Consider the following 23,237-nt stretch of genomic DNA (forward strand, 5'->3'; position numbering starts at 1 on the left):
TTCCGGCGGGCGACAGCCGGGGCTTGCATGAGTGTTCCTGCCGTATCCTTCCGGGGCGTCTCGCGCCACTTCGGGTCCGTCCGTGCGGTGGACAGGGTCGACCTCGACATCGAACCGGGCGAGTTCTTCGCCATGCTGGGCCCGTCGGGCTCGGGCAAGACGACCTGCCTGCGCCTGATCGCCGGGTTCGAGCAGCCCACGGCGGGCCATGTCCGCATCTTCGGTCAGGCGGCCGAGGGGGTTCCGCCCTACAAGCGCAACGTGAACACGGTCTTTCAGGACTACGCGCTGTTCCCGCATCTGAGCGTCATCGACAACGTGGCCTACGGGCTGATGATCGCGGGCATGCCCAGGGCGGCCCGCCACTCCGCCGCCGAAGAGGCGCTTTCCATGGTCAAGCTGCCGGGCTTCGGCGCGCGCAAGCCCAGCCAGCTTTCGGGCGGCCAGCGGCAGCGCGTGGCGCTGGCGCGCGCGCTGGTGAACAAGCCGCGCGTGCTGCTGCTGGACGAACCGCTGGGCGCGCTGGACCTGAAGCTGCGCGAACAGATGCAGGAAGAACTGAAATCGCTGCAACGCCAGCTTGGCATCACCTTCGTCTTCGTGACCCACGACCAGGGCGAGGCGCTGTCCATGGCTGACCGCGTGGCCGTCTTCAACGAGGGGCGCATCGTCCAGGTGGGCAGCCCCGAGGACATCTACCACCGGCCCGAGGTGCCCTTCGTGGCGGATTTCGTGGGTTCCTCGAACGTGTTGCCAGCCGAGGCGGTACAGGGGCTGACGGGGCGCGCGGTTCCCGCCAGCCTGCGCCCCGAGGCGGTGCGCCTTCTGCCCGAGGGCGGGCACGCGGCCCGTGTCACCGGGGTCAGCTTCCTGGGTTCCGCGTCGCGCGTCACGCTCGACTGGAACGGCATCCGCCTGGCGGCGCTTCTTCCGGGCGGCACACCGCGCCCCGAAGAGGGCGCCGAGGTCCGTATCGGCTGGGATCCCGAAGCCCTGCACCTGATGGAGGGGCGCCCATGACCGACGCAGCCGCCATCCGCACGGCGCGCGGCGGACTGCTCGACCGCACGTCGGACGCGCTCTGGCGCCGGCCGGGCCTGCTGATCCTGCTGCTGATGGCGCCCCCGGCGCTGTGGCTGGGGATCATCTATCTCGGCTCGCTGTTCGCGCTTCTGGCGCAGAGCTTCTTCTCGATCGACGAGTTTTCGGGCCTCATCAACTACGAGTTCACGCTCAAGACCTATGGCGAGCTGTTCACGCCCGCCAACCTCGACATCATCATCCGCACGCTGGTGATGTCGGCCAGCGTCACCGTCGCCGCCGCCATCGTGGGCTTTCCCATCGCCTATTACGCGGCGCGCTACGCCCGGGGCCGCTGGAAGGCGGTGTTCTACCTTGGCGTCATGTTGCCCCTTTGGTCGTCCTACCTGGTCAAGGTCTATGCCTGGAAGCTGATCCTTGCGAAGGAGGGCATCCTCAACTGGCTGTTCGAGACGCTGCACCTGGGCTGGCTGCTGAACGCCTATCTCTCGCTGCCGGGGGTGGGCGGCAACTCGCTTTCCACCAGCTTCACCGGTACCTTCTTCGTCTTTCTGTACGTCTGGCTGCCCTTCATGGTGCTGCCGATCCAGGCCGCGCTGGAACGCGTGCCCGTCTCCATGCTGGAAGCCTCCGGCGATCTGGGCGCGCGGCCCGGCCAGACCTTTCGCCATGTGCTGCTGCCGCTGGCGCTGCCGGGCGTGATCGCGGGGTCGATCTTCACCTTCTCGCTGACGCTGGGGGACTACATCATCCCGCAGCTGATCGGCACTTCGGCCCGCTTCATCGGGCAGGCCGTCTACCAGTACCAGGGCACCGCCGGGAACATCCCGCTGGCCGCGGCCTTTGCTGTGGTGCCCATCGTGATCATGGGGGTCTACCTGTGGGTGGCCAAGCGCAAGGGGGCTTTCGATGCGCTCTGACCGTGCGCCGCTGGGCCTGAAGATCGCCGCCATCGCGGGGCTTCTCTTCATGCACCTGCCGATCCTGCTGATCTTCGTCTATGCCTTCACCACCGAGGATCGCAGCTACCAGTGGCCGCCGCCCGGCTACACCACCAGGTGGTTCGCGGTGACATGGGAACGGCCCGACGTCTGGCAGGCGCTGTGGCTCAGCGTCCGCGTCGCCGCGATATCCACCGTGATCGCGCTGGTGCTCGGCACGCTCTGCGCCGCCGCCGTCGCCCGCACGAAGTTCTTCGGGCGCGAGACGATCTCGCTACTGGTGATCCTGCCCATCGCTCTTCCGGGCATCATCACCGGCATCTCGCTGCGCTCGGCCTTCAACCTGGCGGACATCCCGTTCAGCTTCTGGACCATCGTGCTGGGGCACGCCACCTTCTGCGTGGTGGTGGTCTACAACAACGCGGTCGCGCGCTTCCGCCGAGTGTCCGGCAGCCTGGTCGAGGCGTCGATGGACCTGGGCGCCAACGGCTTCCAGACCTTCCGATACGTGATCCTGCCCAACATCTCTACCGCGCTTCTGGCGGGCGGAATGCTGGCCTTCGCGCTTTCCTTCGACGAGGTGATCGTGACCACCTTCACCGCGGGCCAGCAGGCGACGCTGCCGATCTGGATGCTCGAGGAACTTGTGCGGCCGCGTCAGCGGCCGGTGACCAATGTCGTGGCGATGGTGGTGGTGCTGGTCACCTTCCTGCCCATCCTCGCCGCCTATTACCTGACGCGCGGCACCGACACGGTCGCCGGGCAAGGCAAATGACGAGGGAGGAGACCCCAATGAACACGCAAATGCTGATCGGCGCATCTTTCGAGTCGGGGACCGAGGCCGAGGAAACGATCCTGAACCCGCGCACCGGCGAGACGATCCTGAAACTGCCCGAAGCCAGCATCGACCAGATCGACCGCGCCGTGGCCGCCGCGCGCAAGGCGTTTGCCGGCTGGTCGCGCACGACGCCCGCCGAACGCTCGGGCTATCTTCTCAGGATCGCCGACCGGATCGAGGCCGAGGCCGACGCCTTCGGCGCGCTCGAGGCGCTGAACTGCGGCAAGCCGATCAACGCCGCCACCGGCGACGAGATCCCGGCCATCGTGGACTGCTTCCGCTTCTTCGCGGGCGCGGTGCGCTGCATGACCGGCAGCCTTGCCGGTGAATACATGGCCGGCCACACGTCCATGATCAGGCGCGACCCGATCGGGGTCGTGGCCTCGATCGCGCCCTGGAACTACCCGCTGATGATGGCCGCCTGGAAACTCGCGCCGGCCATCGGCGGCGGCAACACGGTGGTCATCAAGCCGTCGGAACAGACGCCGCTGACGACGCTGAAGCTGGCGCGCATCCTGGCCGAGGTTCTGCCCGAGGGGGTGGTCAACGTGGTCGTGGGGCAGGGCGGCACGGTCGGCAACGCGCTGATCAACCACCCGGACGTGGACATGGTGTCGATCACCGGGGACATCGCCACGGGGCGCAAGGTGTTGCAGGCCGCGGCAAAGACGGTCAAGCGCACCCATCTTGAACTGGGCGGCAAGGCGCCGGTGATCGTGTTCGACGACGCCGATATCGGCGCGGTGGTGCAGGGGCTGCGGGCCTTCGGCTATTACAACGCCGGGCAAGACTGCACCGCCGCCTGCCGCATCTATGCCGGGCCGAAGGTCTACGACAGGCTGGTCGCGGATCTCAGCAGCGCCGTTTCCTCCATCGCCTTTGCCCAGCAGGACGACACCAGGAACGAGATCCCGCCCCTGATTTCGCAGCGTCAGCGCGACCGGGTGGCGAGTTTCGTGCAGCGCGCCAGGGAGCTGAACCATATCGAGGTGACGACCGGCGGCCACGTCCATGACGGTCCGGGCTTCTACTTCACGCCCACGGTGATCGCGGGCGCGCAGCAGCAGGACGAGATCGTGCAGCGCGAGGTGTTCGGCCCCGTCGTGTCCGTCACCCGCTTCTCGGACGTGGACGAGGCGGTGACCTGGGCCAATGACAGCCAGTACGGCCTGGCGTCGTCCATCTGGACGAAGGATGTCGGCCGGGCGCTCGCCACCTCGGCGCGGCTGCAATATGGCTGCACCTGGATCAACACGCATTTCATGCTGGTCAACGAGATGCCGCATGGCGGGCTGAAACAGTCGGGCTACGGCAAGGACATGTCGTCCTACGCGCTCGAGGATTATACGGCCGTCCGGCATGTGATGATCGCGCATTAGCGCCCGAAGCGCAGCGTCACCGAAAAGGAGAATGCCGGGCCGTCCAGACCGCCCTCGGGCAGGGGGTAGGGGGCGGCCCGGGCAGCAGTTGCCAGCGCCTCGCGGTCCAGCACCTCGTGGCCGGTGGCGCCAAGAAGGCGCGCGTCGCGCAGCGCGCCGGCGGCGTCTATCGTGACCGCCAGCCGCGCGGCCCCACCGATCCGCGCGCGCTGGGCGCTGGCGGGATAGCGCTTGTGGCGTTCCACATGGGCCAGCAGCCTTTGCGCATAGGCGGCGCTTACCCCCGCGCTGGCCGCTGCCCGGTTCGATTGCGCCCGGGCGGGGGCGTCCGGCGCCGCCTCGCGCGCCGCCTCGGGTTCGGCCCGGCGGCTGATCTGCGGCTCGGGCGGGGCTTCGGGGCGCGGCAGGGGGCGGATCGCGGTGGCAAGCGCCCGCGACGGCGGCTCGAACGGTGCGGGGGCGCTTTCCGCGACCAGCGCCTGCGGTGCATCGGGTGCGGGGGCCGTATCGGGCCGGGGGCGGGAAAGCGCCCCGGGGGACGGTAGCGGCGCCACGGGCTGCGCCATGCTCTGCGCCGAATGGACCGGCCGGTCCGGGCGGTCGGGCGCCACCGGCGCTGCGTCGCGCCCGGACAGCGTGGCCAGTTCCATCGGCGCGGTGCGCGCGGGGGGCGGGCTGTCGGTCGGCGCGACGTCGGGCGCATCCGTCGTCTCTGCGGGTGCGACCGGCGCGGCCGGCGCGCCCCCGGCCAACGGGGCCGCCTCTGTCGATGCAAGGCTCGGCGCCTCCAGCACCAATTCGACCGAGATCACCTGCGCCTCTGCATCGCCCGGCGGACGGCCGGGCAGGCCGATCGCCAGCGCCACGGCAGCGGCATGGGCCAGCCCCGACAGTGCCAGCCAGATGCCCAGCGTCGCGGTCCCGCGTGGGCGGGGCGCCTCGGGGATGCGGGCCTTGGGATCGGGGATCATCGCGTCGCCATCCCGGCAAGTCCCGTCGGCGCGACCAGCAGGCCGCACTCGTCCCGCTCGATCCGGGCGGCGATGCCGAAGACCCGCTCCAGCAGGGCCGCCTGCATCACGACCTCGGGCCGCCCGTCGGCCGCGATCATGCCTTCGTCCAGCACCACCAGCCGGTCGCACCAGCGTGCCGCAAGGCTCAGATCGTGCAGCGACACCAGCACCGCGCGCCCTTCGGCCGCGATCCGCCTGAGCGCCGACATCATTCCGATCTGGTGTGCCGGATCCAGCCCCGAGGCCGGCTCGTCCGCCAGCAGCACCGGGGTGTCCTGCGCGATGGCGCGCGCGGCCAGCACGCGTGCCTGCTCGCCGCCCGAAAGCTCGGTCGCCGGGCGCATCGCCAGTGCCGCCACGTCCATCACCGCCATGGCGGCGGCACAGATCTCGCGGTCGCGCGGCCCCATCCGCTGGCCAAGGCGCAGCCACGGGTGACGGCCCAGCGCCACCAGGTCCGCGACCGCCACGGGCCAGCCGACGACACGGGCCTGCGGCAGATAGGCGATGCGCCGCGCGCGCGCCTCCGGTCCCAGCCTCGCCACGTCCGCCCCCTCGGACAGGACCGGTGCGGTGCCGCGCAGCTGCCCGGCCAGCGCGCGGATCAGCGTCGTCTTGCCGGCCCCGTTCGGCCCCAGCAGCCCCAGTATCTCGCCCCGCCGCAAACCAAGCTCCACGCCGCGCAGCACCGGACGCCCCGACAGCGTCAGCCCCAGACCCCTGGTTTCCAGCGCGATCCCCGTCATGCCCCCACTCCCCGGCTGCGGATCACCAGCCACAGGAAGAAGGGCGCGCCAATGAGCGCGGTCAGGACGCCCACATTCAGCTCCCGCCCCTCGATCGCCAGCCGCGCGGCGATGTCGGCCGCCAGCAGGAGCGCCGCGCCGCCCAGTCCCGAGGGCAGCAGCAGCGCGCCCGGCATCCGGTTCGTGAGCGGGCGCAGCAGATGCGGCACCACGAGCCCGATGAAGCCGATCGCCCCGGTCACCGCCGTGCCCGCGCCCACGCAGAGCGCCACGCCCGCGACCAGCCGCAGCCGCACCCGCGACAGCGCCACGCCCATGCCGGTTGCCGCCTCCTCGCCCAGCGACAGCGCGTCCAGCGCACGGGCGGTGGAAAGCACCAGCGCCCAGCCCGCCAGCATCAGCGGCAGGGCAAGCCAGACATGCTCCATCGAGCGGTCCTTGATCGAGCCGAGAAGCCAGAAGATGATCTCGTAGCTGGCAAAGGGATTGGGCGACAGGTTCAGCACCAGCGATGTAAGCGCCCCCGCCAGGCTGGAGATCGCGACCCCCGCAAGGATCAGCGTCAGCGTGCTGGCCGCGCGTGCCGCCAGCGCCAACAGGACAAGAACCGCGACCGCCGCCCCCGTCAGCGCACCCGCCGGCAGTACCCACAGCGCGGCCCCCGCCACACCGGTGTAGAACATCAGCACCGCGCCCAGCGATGCGGTCGCCGAGACGCCGATCACGCCCGGTTCGGCCAGCGGGTTGCGCAGGAAGCCCTGCAACGCCGCGCCAGACAGCCCCAGCCCGAAGCCCACCAGCGCCGCCAGCAGCGCCCGCGGCAGCCGCACCTCGCGCAGGATCAGCGCGGCCGGATCGTCGCCGCCAGCGATCAGCGCGCGCAGCGCATCGGGCGTGGGTATCGGCGCGGGACCGATGGCAAGCGAGGCCGCGAACAGCGCCAGGGTCAGCGCCGCAAGGGGCAAGGTCAGCCGCCCGATCATGCGCCCCCCCCTGGCCGCAGCCGTGCCAGCGCGCGCAGCGCATCCAGCGTGAAGGGCCCGCCGCAGGAGAACGCCGCCTCGGGCAGGGCGCCCCGGCCTTGCGGGGCGAGTAGCGCCAATGCCGGATGGCGCATCGCCAGGTCCGCCAGCGCGGGCGCGCTGCCCTCGGGCTCGGACAGCACCAGCAGGTCGGGCGGATCGCTCAGCAGCAGCTCAAGCGGGTAGGGGGCGACCCCGGTCACGCCGTAGATCTCTGCCTGGTTGCGCAGACCCAGCGCGGCAAGGGCGCTGGAGGCAAGCGTGCCGCCGCCGGACACGACGCCGTTCTGGCCGTAGAACAGCGCCGTCGGGCTGCCCGGCGTCACCGGACGCGTCAGCGCGGAAAGCTCTGCCTCGAAGGCGGCGGCCATGGCCTCGCCCCGCGCTTCCTGCCCCAGAAGCCGGCCCATGCGCCGGATGTCACCGGGGATGGTGTCGAGCGTCTGGGTGTAGTCGAAAGCCTCGATCCGCGTGCCCAGGCCCTCGAGCAGGCGGGCGGTGTCGGTCAGCCCGAAGGTGCCCGTGACCACCAGGTCGGGGCGCGCCGCCAGCACCTCCTCGGCCGCGCCGCCGTTCTTGGGATAGGCGGCCGCGCGTTCCCAGTTGGCCGACAGCGAGGGGTCGTCGGCCAGTACGGAAAGCGATACGATCTGGCCGGGGTCGGCCAGATCCAGCACCAGCTGATCGGTGCACAGGTTCAGCGACATCACCCGTGGCAGCCGCCCCTCGTCGGGGCGGACGGGCGAGGCTGCGACCAGCCCCGCCATCACCGCGAGCCATGCCGCGCGGATCATCTCAGAACCGCGCTTCCAGCCCGGCAAAGATCCCGATGCCGGGGGTGCCGTAGCCCTTGATGACCTGGTAATCCTGATCGAGCAGGTTCTCGCCGCGGACGAACAGCTCCACCCGCTCGCTGGGCCTGTAGGACACGCGCGCGTCCACCAGCAGGTAGTCGTCCACCGGCACGTCCGCGAAGGTGCCGGACCCGGTCGAGACGCGATCCTCCACATCCGCGACCGCGCGGACCGAGCCTGCCACTTCCCACCGGTCGGCGGGCTTCGCCACCGCCGTCAGGCTGAGGGCGTGGCGCGGGATGCGCGGGCGTCGGGCGCCGTCGGGCTGCTCGGTATCGGTGTAGGTATAGGCGCCCCGCACCTCCAGCCGGTCGCCCGGCGACCAGGTAAGCGAGGTTTCCACCCCGCGCCGCTTCGTGGTGCCCGGCAACTGCTCGTAGGAGAAGCTGGCGAAGCTGTAGTCGATCAGGTTGTCGGTATCGAGCAGGAAGCCGGTGACATCCGCGACCAGCGCGCCCCCCAGAAAGGTCTGCTCCAGCCCCAGGTCGATGCTCAGGCTTTCCTCTGGCTCCAGCGCCGGGTTGCCCGTGCCGAAGGGCGCGTAAAGCTCGTAAAGGCTGGGCGCGCGGTAGCCGGTCCCGACCGAGCCGTGCAGCCGGGTCGCGCCGCCGCCCGGCCGCCAGCTGGCGGTCAGCCGGCCGGTGGTCTGGCCGCCGAAAACCTCGTGGTCGTCGTGGCGCAGGCCGGCCGTCAGGCTCAGATCGGCCGAAGGCGTCCAGGTGCCCTGCGCCCAGATCCCGAAGATCGACACCTCGTCCGAGGTCGCGCCGCCGAAATTGTCTGTCACATCGGCGGTCTGCGTCTCGTGATCGGCGCCGAATTGCAGGGTCACGGTGTCCGTGGCATCGAAGCGGCCCTGGTATTCGAGCTTGGTCCGCCGCCCGATGTAGTTGGCCTCGAACGGGCCGAAGCCCGAGACGGTCAACAGGTCGCGATCCACCTCGAAGACCTGCGCGGCGAAGGTGTTGCTGAGCCGCCCGTCCAGCGTCTCGAGCGTGACACCCAGCCGCGCGCCGGTCTGCACCGCCTGCGTCTGGTTGAAGGGGTTGTCCGCCGGGGGGTTGCCGCCGTCGTCGAACTCGGCGTCGCTTTCGATCCTGAGCGCAGAGCCGAAGACGGTGACGCCCTCTCCCACCCGCTGCTCGCCGGCAAGGGTCAGGGTCAGGTTGTCGTAGCCGTCCTTTTCCGCGCCGCCATCCGCCGCGGAAATCCCGTCCGTGCGCAGCCCGCTCAGCCCGAAGGAAAATCGACCGGTGTCCGAGGCCGCGTCGAGCGTGTAGCCCGCGCCCAGCGTGCCCTGCGCACCCGCCTCGATCCGGAAGCCCTGGTAGAGCCCCGGCCCGCGATCCGACAGGGTAGAGATGCCGATGACGCCCGCCACCGCGTCCGCCCCGTAAAGCGTGCTCTGCGACCCCTTGAGCACCTCGACCGAGGCGATGCCCTGGGCGGGCAGATGCTCGAAGGGCACCTGCACCTGGGTCGCGCTCGGGTCGGATATGTCGATGCCGTTGAACAGCGTCTTGACGTATTTCTTGTCCGCGCCGCGCACCGAAAGGCTGGTTTCCTGCCCGGTTCCGCCGGGGGACGAGACGCTGACGCCCGGCAGGGCGGTCAGGTAGTCGGTCAGGCGCGGCTTGCCCTCGGCCTCGATCTCTTCTTCGCTCAGCGTCTCGACCGTGGCGCCGGTCGTCTCAGGGTCCGTGGGCGCGCGGTTCGGCAGGATGACGATTTCCCCGATATCCAGCGTCTGCGCCTGCGATTGGCCATGGGGCGCCAGCCCCGCGCAAAGTCCCGCGAGGACAAGGGGTCCGGTTTTCAGAACGTGCATGCAATCCCTCTTTCGCCCCGACTGGCGGGGGCGTCTTCCGATGTTGCTTTCCACCGGAGGGATCGGACGATTCCACCGGCGATGACGGGCGTCACCACCGATTTGCTCAGTGCCAGGCGCTCCCCGCACCCGGAATGTGACTGTCAGGGCAGGTCTCCTGGCTCGCGGGTCACCGACCTGACCGCCTTCCCGAAGCGCATCGCGCCGCAGTGGCATGTGGATCAGGCCTCACCGCTCACAGTTGCGGGGGCAGCTACGGCAGCGGGCCATGCCCGTTCCGTATTCCCTCTTTCCTCCCGCGCCGACGGTGTCGCCGCGGGAACCTCTGACAGCTTGACGCTAACAGCCGCGTCGGGCGGGGTCAATCACGCAGCCGTGAGAGCCCCGGCTCAGGCCGCCTTCGCTGCGGCCCCCAGCAGCGCCACGTTGCCGCCGGCGGCGGTCGTGTCGATGCAGACATGGCGCTCCAGCCGGCACATCGCCTCCAGGTCGGTGGTGCCGGTCGACAGCGGCAGGATCGCGCCCTTGCGGGCGGCCAGCGCCTTGCGGATCTCGCGCGCCTGTGCCTCCGGACCCCAGAAGGCGACCACGTCGAACCCTTGCAGGTCGCGCAGCGCGCCCGGTGCCAACGTGCCGCGCACGCCGTCGCCCTGGGGCAGGTCGGGGGCCACCATCAGCGCGGTGCAGCGGCGGCCTTCGGCGATGCGGGCCTGTTGCCGCGCCAGTTCCGCCGAGGGGCCGAGGCAGAGCACCCGGCCGCGGGCATAGACCGACAGGCGGTTCGATTCGCCCGTGGGCCCGGGCAGGTCCGCCACCGATTGCGCCTTGCGTGCAGGCCGGGGCAGCGCGGCCAGCGCCGCCGCCACCTTCTGCGGGTCCGCCTCGGCACCCGAGGGCGCATGGCCCTGCACCATGTCCGCGACGGCGAAGCGCGGCAGGTAGTTCGGCCCGCCCGCCTTCGGCCCGGTGCCCGACAGCCCCTCGCCGCCAAAGGGCTGGGAGCCGACGACCGCGCCGATCTGGTTGCGGTTGATGTAGATGTTGCCCACGTTCAGACGCGAGACCGCCTGTTCCACCCTGTCGTCGATGCGCGAATGCATCCCGAAGGTCAGCCCGTAGCCGGTCGCGTTGATCGCATCCACGACCGCGTCCAGATCCTCGGCCCGGTAGCTTGCCACATGCAGCACGGGACCGAAGATCTCGCGCTCCAGATCCGCGATGCCGTTCACGCGGATCACGGTGGGGGCGACGAAGGTGCCGCTTTCGGGCACGTTCAGCCGGTGCAGGACGCGGCCCTCGGCCTCGGCCTGGGCTACATGGGCAAGGATGCCGTCGCGCGCCTCCGCATCGATCACCGGGCCCACATCGGTATCGAGCGCCCAGGGGTCGCCCAGCCTGAGTTCCGCCATCGCCCCGTAAAGCATGCGCAGCACCGTCGCCTCGACATCCTTCTGGACATAGAGCACGCGCAGCGCGGAACAGCGCTGCCCGGCCGAGCGGAAGGCCGAGTTCACGATGTCACGCACCGCCTGCTCGGGCAGGGCGGAGCTGTCCACGATCATCGCGTTCAGCCCGCCGGTTTCCGCGATCAGCGGCGCGGAAGGGGCAAGCGCCCCGGCCATCGCCCGGTGGATCGCCTGCGCCGTCTCGGTCGAGCCGGTGAACGCGACGCCGGCCACCCGCGGGTCCGAAGTGAGCGCCGCGCCTACCACGGCGCCGTCGCCGGGCAGCAGTTGCAGCGCATGGCGCGGCACGCCCGCCTCGAGCAGGATCGCGGTCGCCAGATGGGCTGTCAGCGGCGTCTGCTCGGCCGGTTTCGCCAGCACGCCGTTGCCCGCGGCCAGCGCCGCCGAAACCTGCCCGCAAAAGATCGCCAGCGGGAAGTTCCAGGGCGAGATGCAGGCAAACACGCCGCGCGCGGGCCGGTCCAGCCGCGCCGCCTCGTTGCCGTAGAAGCGCAGGAAATCCACCGCCTCGCGCAATTCGGCCACCGCGTCCGCGGGGGTCTTACCGGCTTCACGCGCGAGCAGCGCAAAGATCTCGCCGAAGCGGCGCTCCATCAGGTCGGCGGCGCGGCGCAGCACCGTGGCCCGCTCGATCGGTCCGGCCTCGGCCCAGGGGCGCGCGGCGGCCAGCGCCGTCTCTACATCCGCGGCCGAGGCAGGCGTCACCGTGCCGACCGTGTCGGCGTGATCGGCCGGGTTCAGCGCGGCCACCGGCTCGCCCCCCGTGGCTTCCCCTGCGATCAGCGGCCCGGCTTGCCAGGCATGGGTGCGGAACGGCGCGCGCTCGGCTTCGAGTTCCGCCAGCAGAACCGGGTCGTGCAGGTCGTAGCCGCGTGCATTGAGCCGCCCCTCGCCGAAGATGGCGGCGGGCGCCACCACCGCGGGCATGCCCGCGCCCAGCGCGCGGTCGAGCGCCGCGAAGGGATCGGCCGCCACGACCGCGGCCGGGATGTCCTCGTCCACGATCTGGTTCACGAAGGAACTGTTGGCGCCGTTCTCCAGCAGGCGGCGCACCAGATAGGCCAGCAGGTCGCGGTGCTTGCCCACCGGCGCGTAGATCCGGCAGCGCGTGCCTTCGGCCTTGCGCACCTGCTCGTGCAGCGCGGCCCCCATCCCGTGCAGGCGCTGGAACTCGTAGGACGCGCCTTCGGGCGCCATTTCCAGAATGGCGGCCACGGTGTGGGCATTGTGCGTGGCGAATTGCGGATAGATGCGGTCCGTCAGGCCCAGCAGCTTCTTCGCGCAGCTGACATAGGACACGTCGGTCGCCACCTTGTGGGTGAAGACCGGGAAATCCGTCAGCCCCTCGACCTGGGCGCGCTTGATCTCGGTGTCCCAGTAGGCGCCCTTGACCAGCCGGACCATGATGCGCCGGTCAAGCCCGGTCGCCAGCGCGTGCAGCCAGTCGATCACCGGCGCGGCACGCTTGCCATAGGCCTGCACCACGACGCCGAAGCCGTCCCAGCCGGCAAGCTCCGGATCGCGCAGCAGCGCCTCGATCACGTCGAGCGACAGGTCCAGACGGTCGGCCTCCTCGGCGTCGATGTTCAGCCCCATGCCCGCCTTGCGCGCCGCCCGCGCGAGGCTCTGGGCGCGGGGGACGAGTTCCTCCATCACGCGGTCGCGCTGGCCTTCCTCATAGCGCGGGAACAGCGCCGACAGCTTGATCGAGATGCCGGGATTGTCCCGGATATCTGCGTTGGTGCAATGGGGTGCCAGCGCCTCGATCGCGTGGCTGTAGGCGCGGAAATAGGTCTCGGCGTCGGGCGAGGTCATCGCCGCCTCGCCCAGCATGTCGTAGGAATAGGTATAGCCCTGGTCCACCCGCGCCTTGCCCCGTTCGAGCGCGTTCTCGATGCTGGTGCCAAGCACGAACTGGCGGCCCATTTCCTTCATCGCGCGGGACACGGCGGTGCGGATCACCGGCTCGCCCAGGCGCTTGACCGCGCGGCGCAGGGTCGAGGCGACGCCGCGATCGGCCGGCTCGGTCAGCACCTTGCCGGTCAGCATCAGCGCCCAGGTCGAGGCGTTGACCAGCGACGAGCTGGAATGGCCCAGATGGCTGCCCCAGGCGGAAGGCGCGATCTTGTCCTCGATCAGCGCGTCGATGGTGTCGGCGTCGGGCACCCGCAGCAGCGCCTCGGCCAGGCACATCAGCGCGACGCCCTCTTCGGTCGAAAGCCCGTACTCGGCGAGGAACACCTCCATCATGCCTGGCGCGGTATCGGCGCGGATCGCCTCGACCAGCCGGGTGCCCCGGACAACGGCGGCGGCGCGCGTCGCCTCATCCACGGGGTGTGCTGCACGCAGACGGGCAAGCACTTCCTCCTGCGGGGCAAGGTGGGTCTGGCGGATGCGGGTGCGCAGATCGGCAAGCGTGGTCATCGGGAACCTCAGGGGAAAAAAGCCTGGGCAGAAGATACCAGATGGCGGGCAGGCATGTTTCCCGTTGATTGCCTTTTGACGGGACGGCATCCTGATCTGAGTGCAGTTTGCAGGATCACATGGGATGCAGGGCTCTGACGACGGGTCATTGGACCGCTACGACCGCGCCATTCTCGATATTCTCTCGCGCGAGGGGCGGCTGGCCATCACCGAGATCGCGAAACGAGTCGGCCTGTCGAAAAGCCCCTGCCAGGTACGCGTGCGCCGGCTGATCGACGATGGCTACATCCTGGGCTTCCAGGCGGTGCTGAACGCCGAGAAGCTGGACCGCACCCATATCGCCTTTGCCGAGGTGAAGCTGTCGAACACCACCGAGGCGGCGCTTGCCGCCTTCAACGCGGCGGCGCGCAAGGTGCCCGAGATCGAGCAGTGCCACCTGATCGCCGGATCGTTCGACTACCTGCTGAAGGTGCGCACCGCCGACATCTCTGCCTATCGGCGGGTGCTGGGCGAGACCATCTCGGCGTTGCCCCATGTGGCAAGCACATCGACCCACGTCTCGATGGAGGCGGTGAAGGAAGCCGGCCACCAGGTGATGGCCGATCCGGGCTGAGGTCTATTCCGCCGGCCGCGGCGCGGGCGCCTCGGGCGCGCGGATCACCCGGCGCAGGATGCGCGGCATCAGAAAGCTGCCGGTGGTGGCCAGCGGTACCGCCAGCGACCAGGCGACCGCGAAGGCCTGCATCCAGCGCCCCGCAAAACCCTCGCCAAGACCGGTATTCACGCCGGTAACGACCCCGGACATGATGAAGGACATGAAGCTTCCCATGATGAAGCCGGCCACCAACGGGGTGAAACGTGGGCTGAACATGATGCGCACCCTTCCGAAATGACATGCGGCGCGGATCGCCCGCGCCGTTCATGCCGATCCTAGGGCGTGCCCCGCGAAAGGAAACCCCCCTGCCGCGGGGAAGGGGCGCACCTGTCCGGCGCGCCCCGTCCGGCCCGGGTCAGGTCAGCCCGGTCTCGAGCGTGACGAAGCGGCGCATGCCCTCGCGCTCCACCAGCACGAGCACGCTGCCGCGCCCGTCGTCCTGCGCCGCCTGCACCACCTCGGCCACCAGCGCCGGGCTTGTCGCCTCGGTCTGGTTCACCGACAGGATCAGGTCGCCTGCGCGCAGGCCGGCCTCGTCCGCGGCCGCGCCGGGCAGCACCTCGGCCACCGCGACGCCCGCCTCGGTCGTGCCCAGCGTCAGGCCAAGCTGCGGCACCTCGACCACGGCGGGCCGGACTTCGGCCGTCCCGGCCATCTCGGCATCGAGCAGGGCCGGCGTGATCGCGAGCGTCGTCTCGGCACCGTTGCGCCAGATGCGGATCTCGGCTTCCGCGCCGACGGGCGCCTCGGCCACCGCGCGGGTCAGGTCGCGCAACTCGCCGACCGGCTCGTCCCCGAAGCCCAGCACCACGTCACCCGGCATCAGGCCCGCCTGCGCCGCGGGGCTGTCGGGCGTCACTTGTGCTACCAGCGCGCCGGTTGCATCCTCCAGCCCCAGGCTTTCGGCGATGTCGGGGCTGACCGGCTGGATCGACACCCCGATCCAGCCGCGCTCGATCCGGCCATCCTCCAGCAGGTCGGCCACGATCTCCTGCGCCTGGTCCGAGGGGATCGCGAAGCCCAGCCCGATGTTGCCGCCCGAGGGCGACAGGATCGCGGTGTTCACGCCGATCACGCGCCCCTCGAGATCGAACAGCGGCCCGCCCGAGTTGCCCCGGTTGATCGCCGCGTCGACCTGAAGATAGTCGTCGTAGGGGCCCGAGTTGATGTTGCGCCCGCGGGCCGAGACGATGCCGGCGGTCACCGTGCCATCCAGCCCCAGCGGGTTGCCGATGGCCACGGCCCAGTCACCCACGCGCACCGCGTCGCTGTCGCCCCAGGCGACGGTGGGCAGATCGCGCCCGGCATCGATGCGCAGCACGGCGATGTCCACCCGGTCGTCGCGGCCGACAAGCTCGGCCTCGTGCTCGCTGCCGTCATCCAGGATCACGGTGATCTCTTCGGCACCCGCGACGACGTGATTGTTGGTCACGATCACCCCGCTTTCGTCGATGATGAACCCGGAGCCGAGGCCCTGCCGCTCTTCCGGCCGACCCTCTGGCGCCGGCGGCATGCCGGGCATGCCCGGCGCTCCGAAGCGCTCGAAGAAATCGCGGAACGGATCGGGGATGTTCTCGGGCATCTGGAACTGGCTCGGGACCATGTCGGGCAGGGCCTGCCGCGTGACGACCGTGACCACGGCGGGTTTCGCCGCCTCGACCAGCGGGGCAAAGCTCTGGAGCTGCGGGGCGGCCTGCGCCCAGACCGGCGCCGCCACCGGCAGCGCCGCCGCCGCGATCGCCGATGCAAGCAGGGCCGACTTGATGGATTTCAATGCAGACATTCCTGTTATCCCTTCACTGGAGTGGTGTCGGTCCGACGCAATGCCGGAGCGTCATGCCTCCCAGATGCGGGCGCTGCCTGTCAGCCGCATGTCGGGAAGATTAAAGATCGTTCATCTGCGACCGCCGGGTTGCACCATTGCGTGAGGTGCCTCACCTATGATGCTCCAGGAAAAGGGTTTCACGGGCGGAAAGAGAGCCATGCGCCTGCTGATCGTGGAAGACGACGCCGAAACCGCGCGCTACCTGACCGAGGGTCTGCGCGAGGAGGGGCATGTCTGCGACCATTGCCATACCGGCACGGCGGGGCTCGCGGCGGCGCTGGGCCAGGATTACGACGCCATCATCATCGACCGCATGCTGCCCGAGCTGGACGGCCTGTCCGTGGTGCGCACCCTGCGCGCCGAGGGGCGCAAGACGCCCGTCCTGGTCCTCAGCGCGCTTGGCCAGGTGGATGACCGGGTCAAGGGGTTGCGCGCGGGCAGCGACGACTACCTCTCAAAGCCCTTCGCCTTTTCCGAGCTTCTGGCGCGTCTCGACGCGCTGACCCGCCGCGCGGTCCCGTCCGAGCAGGGCGAGACGGTGCTGAGGGTGGGCGATCTGGAACTGGATCTTCTGGCCCGCACCGCGCGGCGCGCCGGGCGCGAGATCACGCTGCTGCCGCGCGAATACCGCATCCTTGAATATTTCATGCGCCGCCCCGGCCGGGTGGTGACGCGGACCATGCTGCTGGAAGGGGTGTGGGACTACAATTTCGACCCGCAGACCAACGTGATCGACGTGCATGTCAGCCGTCTTCGGCAAAAGATCGACAAGGGCTTCGACGCGCCCCTTCTGCACACGGTGCGGGGCGCTGGCTACATGCTCAGGGCCGGGGGCTCGTGAGGGGCGTGCTGCGCGGCGCGATCTGGCGCACGACGGCCGCCCGTATCGCGCTGCTCTTCACGGCGCTCTTCTGCGCGGGCCTCGGGATCGGTCTCGGCTCGCTCTATCTCGGCACCATCGGGGTGATCGACCGGCAGACCGACGCCACCCTCGATGCCGAGATCCGCGCCCTGTCCGAAGGCTACCGCGAGGGCGGGCTTCTGCGGCTGGTGGGCGCGATCGAGGCGCGGACCGGGCCCGATGCGCGCAGCGACAACGTCTACCTGCTGGCGGGGCCGCAGGGCGTCCAGATTGCGGGGAACCTGTCGGGCTGGCCCGATGGCGCCAGTTTCGGCGCCGCGTTCAGCTTTCCGGTCCAGCGCCGCGACGGCGCCGAGATCGCCTCGCGCGAGGTGCGGGCGGTCGCCTTCGACCTGGGTGGCGGGTACCGGCTGCTGGTGGGGCGCGACAGTTCCACCCTGGAAGAGTTCCGCGCCCGCTTCATCGACGTGGCGCTCTGGGTGGCCGCCGGCACGCTGGTCATGGGGCTGGCGCTGGGCCTGATCCTGGGCCGCCGGGTGCTGGCCCGCGTCGCCCGCGCGGCCGAGGCGGGCGAGCGCATCGCCGCGGGCAACCTGGATGGCCGCGTGCCGGTGTCGGGCAGCGGCGACGAGTTCGACCGCCTGGCCACCAGCGTGAACGCCATGCTCGACCGGATAGAGGCGCTGATGCAGGGCATGCGGATCGCCACCGACAGCATCAGCCACGACGTGCGCAAGCCGCTGACGCGCGTGCGGGCGGAACTGGATCTTGCCCTGCGGCGCGAGACGGATGCCGCCGGCGCGCAGGCCGCCATGGCGCGGGCTCTGGGCCAGATCGACGCTGCGGTGGGCATCCTCGGCCGGCTGCTGGACATCGCCCGGGCCGAGGCGGGCATGGCCGGGGGCGAGTGGCGGGCGGTGGACCTGTCGCGCATCGCCGAGGATGCGGCCGAGCTGTACCTGCCACTGGCCGAGGAGCGCGGCATCGCGCTGTCGATCGATACCGCCGACCGCAGCCCCGCCCACGGAGAGCCGCAGCTTCTGGCGCAGGCGGTGGCGAACCTGATCGACAACGCGCTGAAATATGCGCCCGCAGCCAGCGGCCTTGTCCGCGTTACCGCCGGGCCCTTGCCGTCTGGCGGCGCCTTTGTCGAGGTGACGGACAACGGCCCCGGCATCCCTACTGAGGCGCGTGACCGGGTGACCGAGCGTTTCGTGCGGCTTGACGCGGCGCGCGGCGGCGATGGGTCGGGGCTGGGCCTGAGCCTTGTGCGGGCGGTGGTGCATCTGCATGGCGGGCGGCTTGCGCTGGGCGATGCCGGGCCGGGCCTGTCGGCGCGGATCGAGTTGCCCCGCTGATCGCCCGCTTGCGCCATGCCCGCACCCGTGCCAATGGGGCAGGCACCGCACTTGACCCGGAGCGCCCGATGACCCGCCGCCTGACCCTGCCGCTGCCCGACGACATGCACCTGCACCTGCGTGATGGTGCAATGCTGAGCGCGGTGGCGCCGATCACCGCGGCGCAGTTCGGGCGCGCGATCATCATGCCCAACCTCGTGCCCCCCGTCGTGACCGGCGCGCAGGCCGCCGCCTATCGCGAGCGGATCCTTGCGGCCCTGCCCGAGGGCAGCCGGTTCGAGCCGCTGATGACGCTCTACCTGACCGAGGAAACGGACCCCGACGATCTGGCCCGCGCCGCTTCGGACGGCATCATCCGGGCCGTGAAGCTCTACCCGGCGGGTGCCACCACCAACTCCGCCTCGGGCGTGCGCGATTTCGACCGGGTCCGCCCCGTGCTCGAGCGCATGGCCGAGATCGGCCTGCCGCTCTGCGTGCACGGCGAGGTGACCGATCCGGCGGTGGACATCTTCGACCGCGAGGCGGTGTTCATCGAAAGCGTGCTCGACCCGATCCGGCGCGCGACGCCGGGCCTGCGCGTCATCATGGAGCATGTGACCACGAAGGACGGCGTGGACTACATCGCCAGCGCGCCCGAGGGGCTGGCGGGGACGCTGACCACCCATCACCTGATCATCAACCGCAACCACCTGCTGGTGGGGGGCATCCGGCCGCATTACTACTGCCTGCCGGTCGCCAAGCGCGAAAGCCACCGGCTGGCCCTGCGCGCCGCCGCCGTGTCGGGCGATCCGCGCTACTTCCTCGGCACCGACAGCGCCCCGCACCTGGATGCGGCGAAGGAAAGCGCCTGCGGCTGCGCGGGCTGCTTCACCGCGCTCAACACGCTGTCCTGCCTGGCGCATGTGTTCGAGGAAGAGGACGCGCTCGACCGGCTGGCGGATTTCGTGGGCGGGTTCGGTGCGGATTACTACCGGCTGCCCCGCCCCGAGGCCACGATCACGCTGGAAAAGGGCGATGCGCCGCTGGAACTGCCCGCGAAGATCGAGACGGGCGAGGGGGCGGTGACCGTGTTCGATCCGGGCTACCCGCTTTACTGGCGGGTCGCCTGAACGAAAACGGGGGCGCGAAGCGCCCCCGTCCGGATGTCTTGCAGGCCCTGCGCGCTTACAGCAGCGACAGGTTGCCAGCCGACTGGCGGCCATCGCGGCCGGTTTCCAGGTCAAAGCTGATCTTCTGGTTGTCGGCGAGGCCGCTGAGGCCGGCGCGCTCGACCGCCGAGATGTGGACGAAAATGTCCTTGCCGCCGTTGTCGGGCTGGATGAAGCCGAAGCCCTTGGTGGCGTTGAACCATTTCACGGTGCCGGTGGCCATCGTGAGATCTCCTGTCTTGTCTCGCTGCCCGCGACGTGCGGCAGCTGTGGCGTCAGTCAGAGCAAGATCGAGTGACTGAGGCCGAAGATCGGAGACAGCAGGTCGATAGTGGTAACGTAGCGGCATTTACATGCCCGTTCCGCGCCGAAAAATCAAGGGGTTTGGCGTGGCCGCGCCGCATGGTCCGCAAGGGTGTGAGCGAAATATTGCCCATTTGTTCCCGGCAAGGATCCGCGCACCGGTTTGGCCCTGCGGTCGGGCGCCCATAGCTCTTTGGGGCGCAGGCACGGATGGCCCGTGTCCGCGAGGAGAACAGACTGAAGGAGAGACCATGACCATCCGCAACACACTGAGCGCCGCCGCGCTTGCCACCGGTATCGCGTTCGGTCCGATTGCAGCGGCCGGAGTGATGGCCCAGGACGCCGGCAGCTACGGCGACGCGGAAATCACCTCTTTCGTGATGGCCGCGCTGGATGTCGAGGAGGTTCGCGCCGCGTACCAGCCGCGCCTTCAGGCCGCGACCGAGGAGGCCGAGCAGCTTGAGCTGATCGAGCAGGCCAACCAGGAAATGGTGCAGGCGATCGAGAATGCCGACGGCATCACCGTCGAGGAATATCTCGAGATCAGCGACGCGATGCAGATCGACCCCGAGATGAACGCGCGGATCAACGAGAAATTCCAGGAACTTGCGCCGGCCGAGTGACGCGCGGCGCATGCGCATGGGGGCGCTGCCCCTTCCCGGTCGGGGCGATCCCGCCCCGGCACACAGACTGTCCCCCGGACAGCGTTCAGGACGAAAGGAGCGATCCATGAAACGCCTGACTCTTACCACTGCCCTTGCCCTGCCGCTGATTGCGGCGCCGATCCTGGCGCAGGATGCCATCGTCGAGAACATGGACCCCGTCGAATTGCGCGGTGACTGGATCATCGGCAGCACCGTCACCTCCCCGCAGGAGGAAACCATCGGCAGCATCGTCGATGTGGTCTTCGATCAGGAGGAAGGCCGGATCAACGCGGCGATCGTGTCCGTCGGCGGCTTCCTCGGGTTCGGGGCCAAGCAGATCGCCGTGGACTGGCAGGAGCTTCAGATCGACTATGACGGCAACGATGTCACGCTGGATCTGACCCGCGAAGAGGCCGAGCTGGCGCCCGAATATGCCTTCCGCGACCGTCAGAGCGCGCCTGCGCCCGAACCCATGATGGATGGCGGCACGACAGGGACAGGCGGCATGGGTGGCGGCACCGGCGGCCTGTAAGCCGGCGCAGCCGGCATCACCGGAATGCTTCCCGCCCCGGCCGGCGCCTGATGTGCCGGCCGGGGCACGTCATGCCACGTCGACCCCGATCTCGGCGATCGCATCCTCTGCCCCGGAATCGAGGGGGACGTCGAAACTGTTGAGAAGAAAGCCCAGCGTCGAATAGAAGCCCACCGTCGCCATCAGGTCGAGCACCGCCTGCTTGCCAAGGCTCTCGATCCCGGCATCGCGCAGCGGGCCGGGCAGGCGGGCGTCGTCCAGCAGGGCATCGACCAACCGTGCCAGCAGCGCGTCGCCCGGCTCCATCCCGTCGGGATGACCGGCCATGGAACGGATGCGTGCATCGCTCAGCCCCTCGCGCCTTGCCCGCAGGATGTGGTGCCCCCACTCGTAGCGCGCCCGCAGGCGGTGGGCGATGCGCAGGATCACCACCTCCAGCCGCTCCGGGCCGAGGGTGTTTTCCAGCACCACATGGGCGCGCAGCGGCGCCCATGCCTCGACCAGCAGGGGATGATGCGCCATCACCCGGTAGACATTGGCCTGGCCCATGAACCGCTCCTTCAGGTGGGAAAGGCTTTCGGGCCAGTCGGCATCGGTCAGGGGGGCGAGGGTCGGCATCGGGATTCTCCGGCTGTGACAGGTCGGCCGCCACACTAGGCGAGGCCGCCCGCGCAGGGTAGGGCCGATGCAGGGCCACGCGCCGGTCACGCCCGCGCGCGGCGGTTCACGCGGTTCACATCGAGAAGCTGGTGCCGCAGCCGCAGCTGGACGAGGCGTTCGGGTTGTTCACCACGAAGCGCGCGCCGATCAGTTCTGCCGTGTAGTCGATCTCGGCATTCGACAGGAAGGGCAGGGACACCGGATCGACCAGCACCCGCTGGCCGCCCTTCTCCAGCACAAGGTCGTCGGCCTCGGGTGCGTCGGCCAGGCTGATGTCGTACTGGAAGCCCGAGCAGCCGCCGCCATCCACCGCGATCCGCAGGCATTTCGCCTCTCCCGCCTGCTCGCAGATTTCCGCAAGGCGGTTGAAGGCTCGGTCGGTGACGCGGGGCGGAACGGCGAGGTCCATCTTTCGCAAGGCCTTTCGATGCTGTAGGGCTGCCAGCCGAATGTAAGCCCGCGCCCGCGCCGCAACAAGACCCGAGGATGCACGCACGGATGCAAGCCCCCTTTGCCAGCGATCCCGGCCGAAGCCGTGGACGCCTTCACCCGGAATCCTCGGCTGGACACCGGTCCGAGTTCCAGCGCGACCGCGACCGGATCATCCACGCCTCGGCCTTCCGGCGGCTGAAGCACAAGACGCAGGTCTTCGTGGAACACGAGGGCGACCACTACCGCACGCGCCTGACCCATTCGATCGAGGTGGCGCAGGTCGCGCGCACCATATCGAAGGCGCTGGGCCTGAACGAGGAACTGACGGAAGCCGTCGCGCTGGCGCATGACCTGGGCCACACCCCCTTCGGCCACACGGGCGAGGATGCGCTCAGCGACTGCATGGCGCCCTGGGGCGGCTTCGATCACAACGCCCAGACGGTCAAGATCGTGACCGAGCTGGAACGCCACTACGCCGAATTCGACGGGCTCAACCTGACCTGGGAAACGCTCGAGGGCATCGCCAAGCACAACGGCCCCGTGACCGGCACGCTTCCGCAGGCGCTTGCCGCCTACAACGCGCGCAACGACCTGGAGCTTCACACCCACGCCTCGGCCGAGGCGCAGGTCGCGGCGATCGCGGACGACATCGCCTACAACAACCACGACCTGATGGACGGGTTGCGCGCGGGGCTGTTCCTGGCCGACGACATCTGCCACCTGCCGATCGTCGGGCCCGCCTTCGCGGCCGTCGATCGCCGGTATCCCGGGCTCGACCCCGTCCGGCGGCGGCACGAGGCGCTCAGGCGCGTGTTCGGCGTCATGGTCGAGGACGTGCTGACGGAAAGCGCCCGGCGGCTGAAGCTGGCCGCGCCCGCGCGGGTCGAGGACATCCGCCAGCTCGGCGCCCCCGTCATCGCCTTTTCCGACGCGCTCAAGGCGGAACTGGACCAGGTGCGCGCCTTTCTGTTTGCCAACATGTACCGCCATCCCCAGGTGCGGCGCATGCGGATCGTGTCGGACCGCATCGTGCGCGAGCTGTTCGCGCATTTCATGGCTGTCCCCGCCGCGCTGCCCGAGGCCTGGCGGGCCGAGGTCGCGGCGCTGGACGAAGCCGTGCGCGCCCGCGCGATTTCCGACTACATCGCCGGCATGACCGACCGTTTCGCCATCGCCGAGCACGAACGCCTCTGTCCGCGCGGCCCCTGAGGGGCGGCGATTTGCGGGACGGGCCCGGTCGCTGCGGCTGGCGGGCCCGGAACGGCT

At 69.9% G+C, this 23,237-nt stretch carries 22 protein-coding genes and 1 riboswitch; of the genes, 11 read left to right on the plus strand and 11 right to left on the minus strand.

Annotated elements, in window-relative coordinates; all coding sequences use genetic code 11:
- Positions 1 to 27 precede the first annotated feature (27 nt).
- The 4 genes from HMH01_RS07040 to HMH01_RS07055 are packed head-to-tail and all read left to right on the plus strand — an operon-like array spanning position 28 to position 4,199.
- Positions 28 to 1,020, plus strand: coding sequence for an ABC transporter ATP-binding protein (locus tag HMH01_RS07040; RefSeq protein ID WP_171323739.1), 993 nt, complete (start codon positions 28 to 30; stop codon positions 1,018 to 1,020).
- On the plus strand, positions 1,017 to 1,961 hold the full coding sequence (locus HMH01_RS07045) for an ABC transporter permease (RefSeq protein WP_171323741.1): 945 nt from the start codon (positions 1,017 to 1,019) through the stop codon (positions 1,959 to 1,961). Before HMH01_RS07040 ends, HMH01_RS07045 begins: the two co-directional genes overlap by 4 nt.
- Positions 1,951 to 2,757, plus strand: a complete 807-nt coding sequence (locus HMH01_RS07050) for an ABC transporter permease (protein WP_171323743.1) — start codon at positions 1,951 to 1,953, stop codon at positions 2,755 to 2,757. Before HMH01_RS07045 ends, HMH01_RS07050 begins: the two co-directional genes overlap by 11 nt.
- A 17-nt stretch (positions 2,758 to 2,774) precedes the next feature.
- On the plus strand, positions 2,775 to 4,199 hold the full coding sequence (locus tag HMH01_RS07055; protein ID WP_171323745.1) for a gamma-aminobutyraldehyde dehydrogenase: 1,425 nt from the start codon (positions 2,775 to 2,777) through the stop codon (positions 4,197 to 4,199).
- Here HMH01_RS07055 and HMH01_RS07060 read toward each other — a convergent pair.
- The 6 genes from HMH01_RS07060 to putA form a co-directional block, all read right to left on the minus strand.
- Positions 4,196 to 5,170 (minus strand): TonB family protein, encoded by a 975-nt coding sequence (locus HMH01_RS07060; RefSeq protein ID WP_171323747.1) that lies wholly within the window; start codon positions 5,168 to 5,170, stop codon positions 4,196 to 4,198. The genes HMH01_RS07055 and HMH01_RS07060 overlap by 4 nt on opposite strands.
- Positions 5,167 to 5,958, minus strand: a complete 792-nt coding sequence (locus HMH01_RS07065) for an ABC transporter ATP-binding protein (protein WP_171323749.1) — start codon at positions 5,956 to 5,958, stop codon at positions 5,167 to 5,169. Before HMH01_RS07065 ends, HMH01_RS07060 begins: the two co-directional genes overlap by 4 nt.
- Positions 5,955 to 6,941, minus strand: a complete 987-nt coding sequence (locus tag HMH01_RS07070) for a FecCD family ABC transporter permease (protein WP_171323750.1) — start codon at positions 6,939 to 6,941, stop codon at positions 5,955 to 5,957. The genes HMH01_RS07065 and HMH01_RS07070 overlap by 4 nt, the downstream gene beginning before the upstream one ends.
- The gene (locus HMH01_RS07075; protein WP_171323752.1) at positions 6,938 to 7,774 is read right to left on the minus strand and encodes an ABC transporter substrate-binding protein; all 837 of its coding nucleotides are present in this window, start codon (positions 7,772 to 7,774) and stop codon (positions 6,938 to 6,940) included. The genes HMH01_RS07070 and HMH01_RS07075 overlap by 4 nt, the downstream gene beginning before the upstream one ends.
- A gap of 1 nt (position 7,775) precedes the next feature.
- The gene (locus tag HMH01_RS07080; protein WP_171323754.1) at positions 7,776 to 9,662 is read right to left on the minus strand and encodes a TonB-dependent receptor plug domain-containing protein; all 1,887 of its coding nucleotides are present in this window, start codon (positions 9,660 to 9,662) and stop codon (positions 7,776 to 7,778) included.
- 130 nt (positions 9,663 to 9,792) lie between these two features.
- Positions 9,793 to 10,005: riboswitch (cobalamin riboswitch) on the minus strand.
- A gap of 46 nt (positions 10,006 to 10,051) precedes the next feature.
- Complete coding sequence (gene putA, locus HMH01_RS07085) at positions 10,052 to 13,552, minus strand: bifunctional proline dehydrogenase/L-glutamate gamma-semialdehyde dehydrogenase PutA (RefSeq protein WP_171323756.1); 3,501 nt, start codon at positions 13,550 to 13,552, stop codon at positions 10,052 to 10,054.
- Positions 13,553 to 13,676: 124 nt separating this feature from the next.
- On the opposite strand from putA, the gene HMH01_RS07090 reads away from it, so the two are divergent.
- Positions 13,677 to 14,165 (plus strand): Lrp/AsnC ligand binding domain-containing protein, encoded by a 489-nt coding sequence (locus HMH01_RS07090; RefSeq protein ID WP_171323758.1) that lies wholly within the window; start codon positions 13,677 to 13,679, stop codon positions 14,163 to 14,165.
- A gap of 3 nt (positions 14,166 to 14,168) precedes the next feature.
- Here the strand turns inward: HMH01_RS07090 and HMH01_RS07095 are convergent, their stop codons facing one another.
- Both HMH01_RS07095 and HMH01_RS07100 read right to left on the minus strand, forming a co-directional pair.
- Positions 14,169 to 14,423 (minus strand): DUF2798 domain-containing protein, encoded by a 255-nt coding sequence (locus HMH01_RS07095; protein WP_171323760.1) that lies wholly within the window; start codon positions 14,421 to 14,423, stop codon positions 14,169 to 14,171.
- Between the two features lie 139 nt (positions 14,424 to 14,562).
- Positions 14,563 to 15,990: a Do family serine endopeptidase gene (locus tag HMH01_RS07100; protein ID WP_171323762.1), complete on the minus strand. Its 1,428-nt coding sequence runs from the start codon at positions 15,988 to 15,990 to the stop codon at positions 14,563 to 14,565.
- 199 nt (positions 15,991 to 16,189) lie between these two features.
- Here HMH01_RS07100 and HMH01_RS07105 point away from each other — a divergent pair, with 199 nt between their 5' ends.
- The 3 genes from HMH01_RS07105 to pyrC all read left to right on the plus strand — a co-directional run bounded on the left by HMH01_RS07105 (position 16,190) and on the right by pyrC (position 19,361).
- Complete coding sequence (locus HMH01_RS07105; protein ID WP_171323764.1) at positions 16,190 to 16,873, plus strand: response regulator transcription factor; 684 nt, start codon at positions 16,190 to 16,192, stop codon at positions 16,871 to 16,873.
- On the plus strand, positions 16,870 to 18,252 hold the full coding sequence (locus HMH01_RS18010) for an ATP-binding protein (RefSeq protein WP_171323766.1): 1,383 nt from the start codon (positions 16,870 to 16,872) through the stop codon (positions 18,250 to 18,252). Before HMH01_RS07105 ends, HMH01_RS18010 begins: the two co-directional genes overlap by 4 nt.
- 68 nt (positions 18,253 to 18,320) lie before the next feature.
- Positions 18,321 to 19,361: a dihydroorotase gene (gene pyrC / locus HMH01_RS07115; protein WP_171323768.1), complete on the plus strand. Its 1,041-nt coding sequence runs from the start codon at positions 18,321 to 18,323 to the stop codon at positions 19,359 to 19,361.
- Positions 19,362 to 19,416: 55 nt separating this feature from the next.
- Here pyrC and HMH01_RS07120 read toward each other — a convergent pair whose 3' ends face one another.
- Positions 19,417 to 19,623 (minus strand): cold-shock protein, encoded by a 207-nt coding sequence (locus tag HMH01_RS07120; RefSeq protein ID WP_171323770.1) that lies wholly within the window; start codon positions 19,621 to 19,623, stop codon positions 19,417 to 19,419.
- A gap of 331 nt (positions 19,624 to 19,954) precedes the next feature.
- Between HMH01_RS07120 and HMH01_RS07125 the strand changes: the two genes are divergently transcribed.
- A complete protein-coding gene (locus tag HMH01_RS07125; RefSeq protein WP_171323772.1) occupies positions 19,955 to 20,326 on the plus strand; it encodes a DUF4168 domain-containing protein in 372 nt (123 codons plus the stop codon).
- A 106-nt stretch (positions 20,327 to 20,432) separates the two neighbouring features.
- Complete coding sequence (locus HMH01_RS07130; RefSeq protein WP_171323774.1) at positions 20,433 to 20,879, plus strand: PRC-barrel domain-containing protein; 447 nt, start codon at positions 20,433 to 20,435, stop codon at positions 20,877 to 20,879.
- A 69-nt stretch (positions 20,880 to 20,948) separates the two neighbouring features.
- Here the strand turns inward: HMH01_RS07130 and HMH01_RS07135 are convergent, their stop codons facing one another.
- Entirely contained in the window at positions 20,949 to 21,497 is a 549-nt protein-coding gene (locus tag HMH01_RS07135) for a carboxymuconolactone decarboxylase family protein (protein ID WP_171323776.1), read from the minus strand.
- A gap of 115 nt (positions 21,498 to 21,612) precedes the next feature.
- Positions 21,613 to 21,948: a HesB/IscA family protein gene (locus HMH01_RS07140; RefSeq protein WP_171323778.1), complete on the minus strand. Its 336-nt coding sequence runs from the start codon at positions 21,946 to 21,948 to the stop codon at positions 21,613 to 21,615.
- 89 nt (positions 21,949 to 22,037) lie between these two features.
- Between HMH01_RS07140 and HMH01_RS07145 the strand changes: the two genes are divergently transcribed.
- Positions 22,038 to 23,180 carry a deoxyguanosinetriphosphate triphosphohydrolase gene (locus tag HMH01_RS07145; protein ID WP_171323780.1) on the plus strand — a complete coding sequence of 381 codons (1,143 nt, stop codon included), beginning with the start codon at positions 22,038 to 22,040 and terminating at the stop codon, positions 23,178 to 23,180.
- Positions 23,181 to 23,237: the final 57 nt, after the last annotated feature.

Source organism: Halovulum dunhuangense, assembly GCF_013093415.1.
GTDB classification, from domain to species: domain Bacteria; phylum Pseudomonadota; class Alphaproteobacteria; order Rhodobacterales; family Rhodobacteraceae; genus Halovulum; species Halovulum dunhuangense.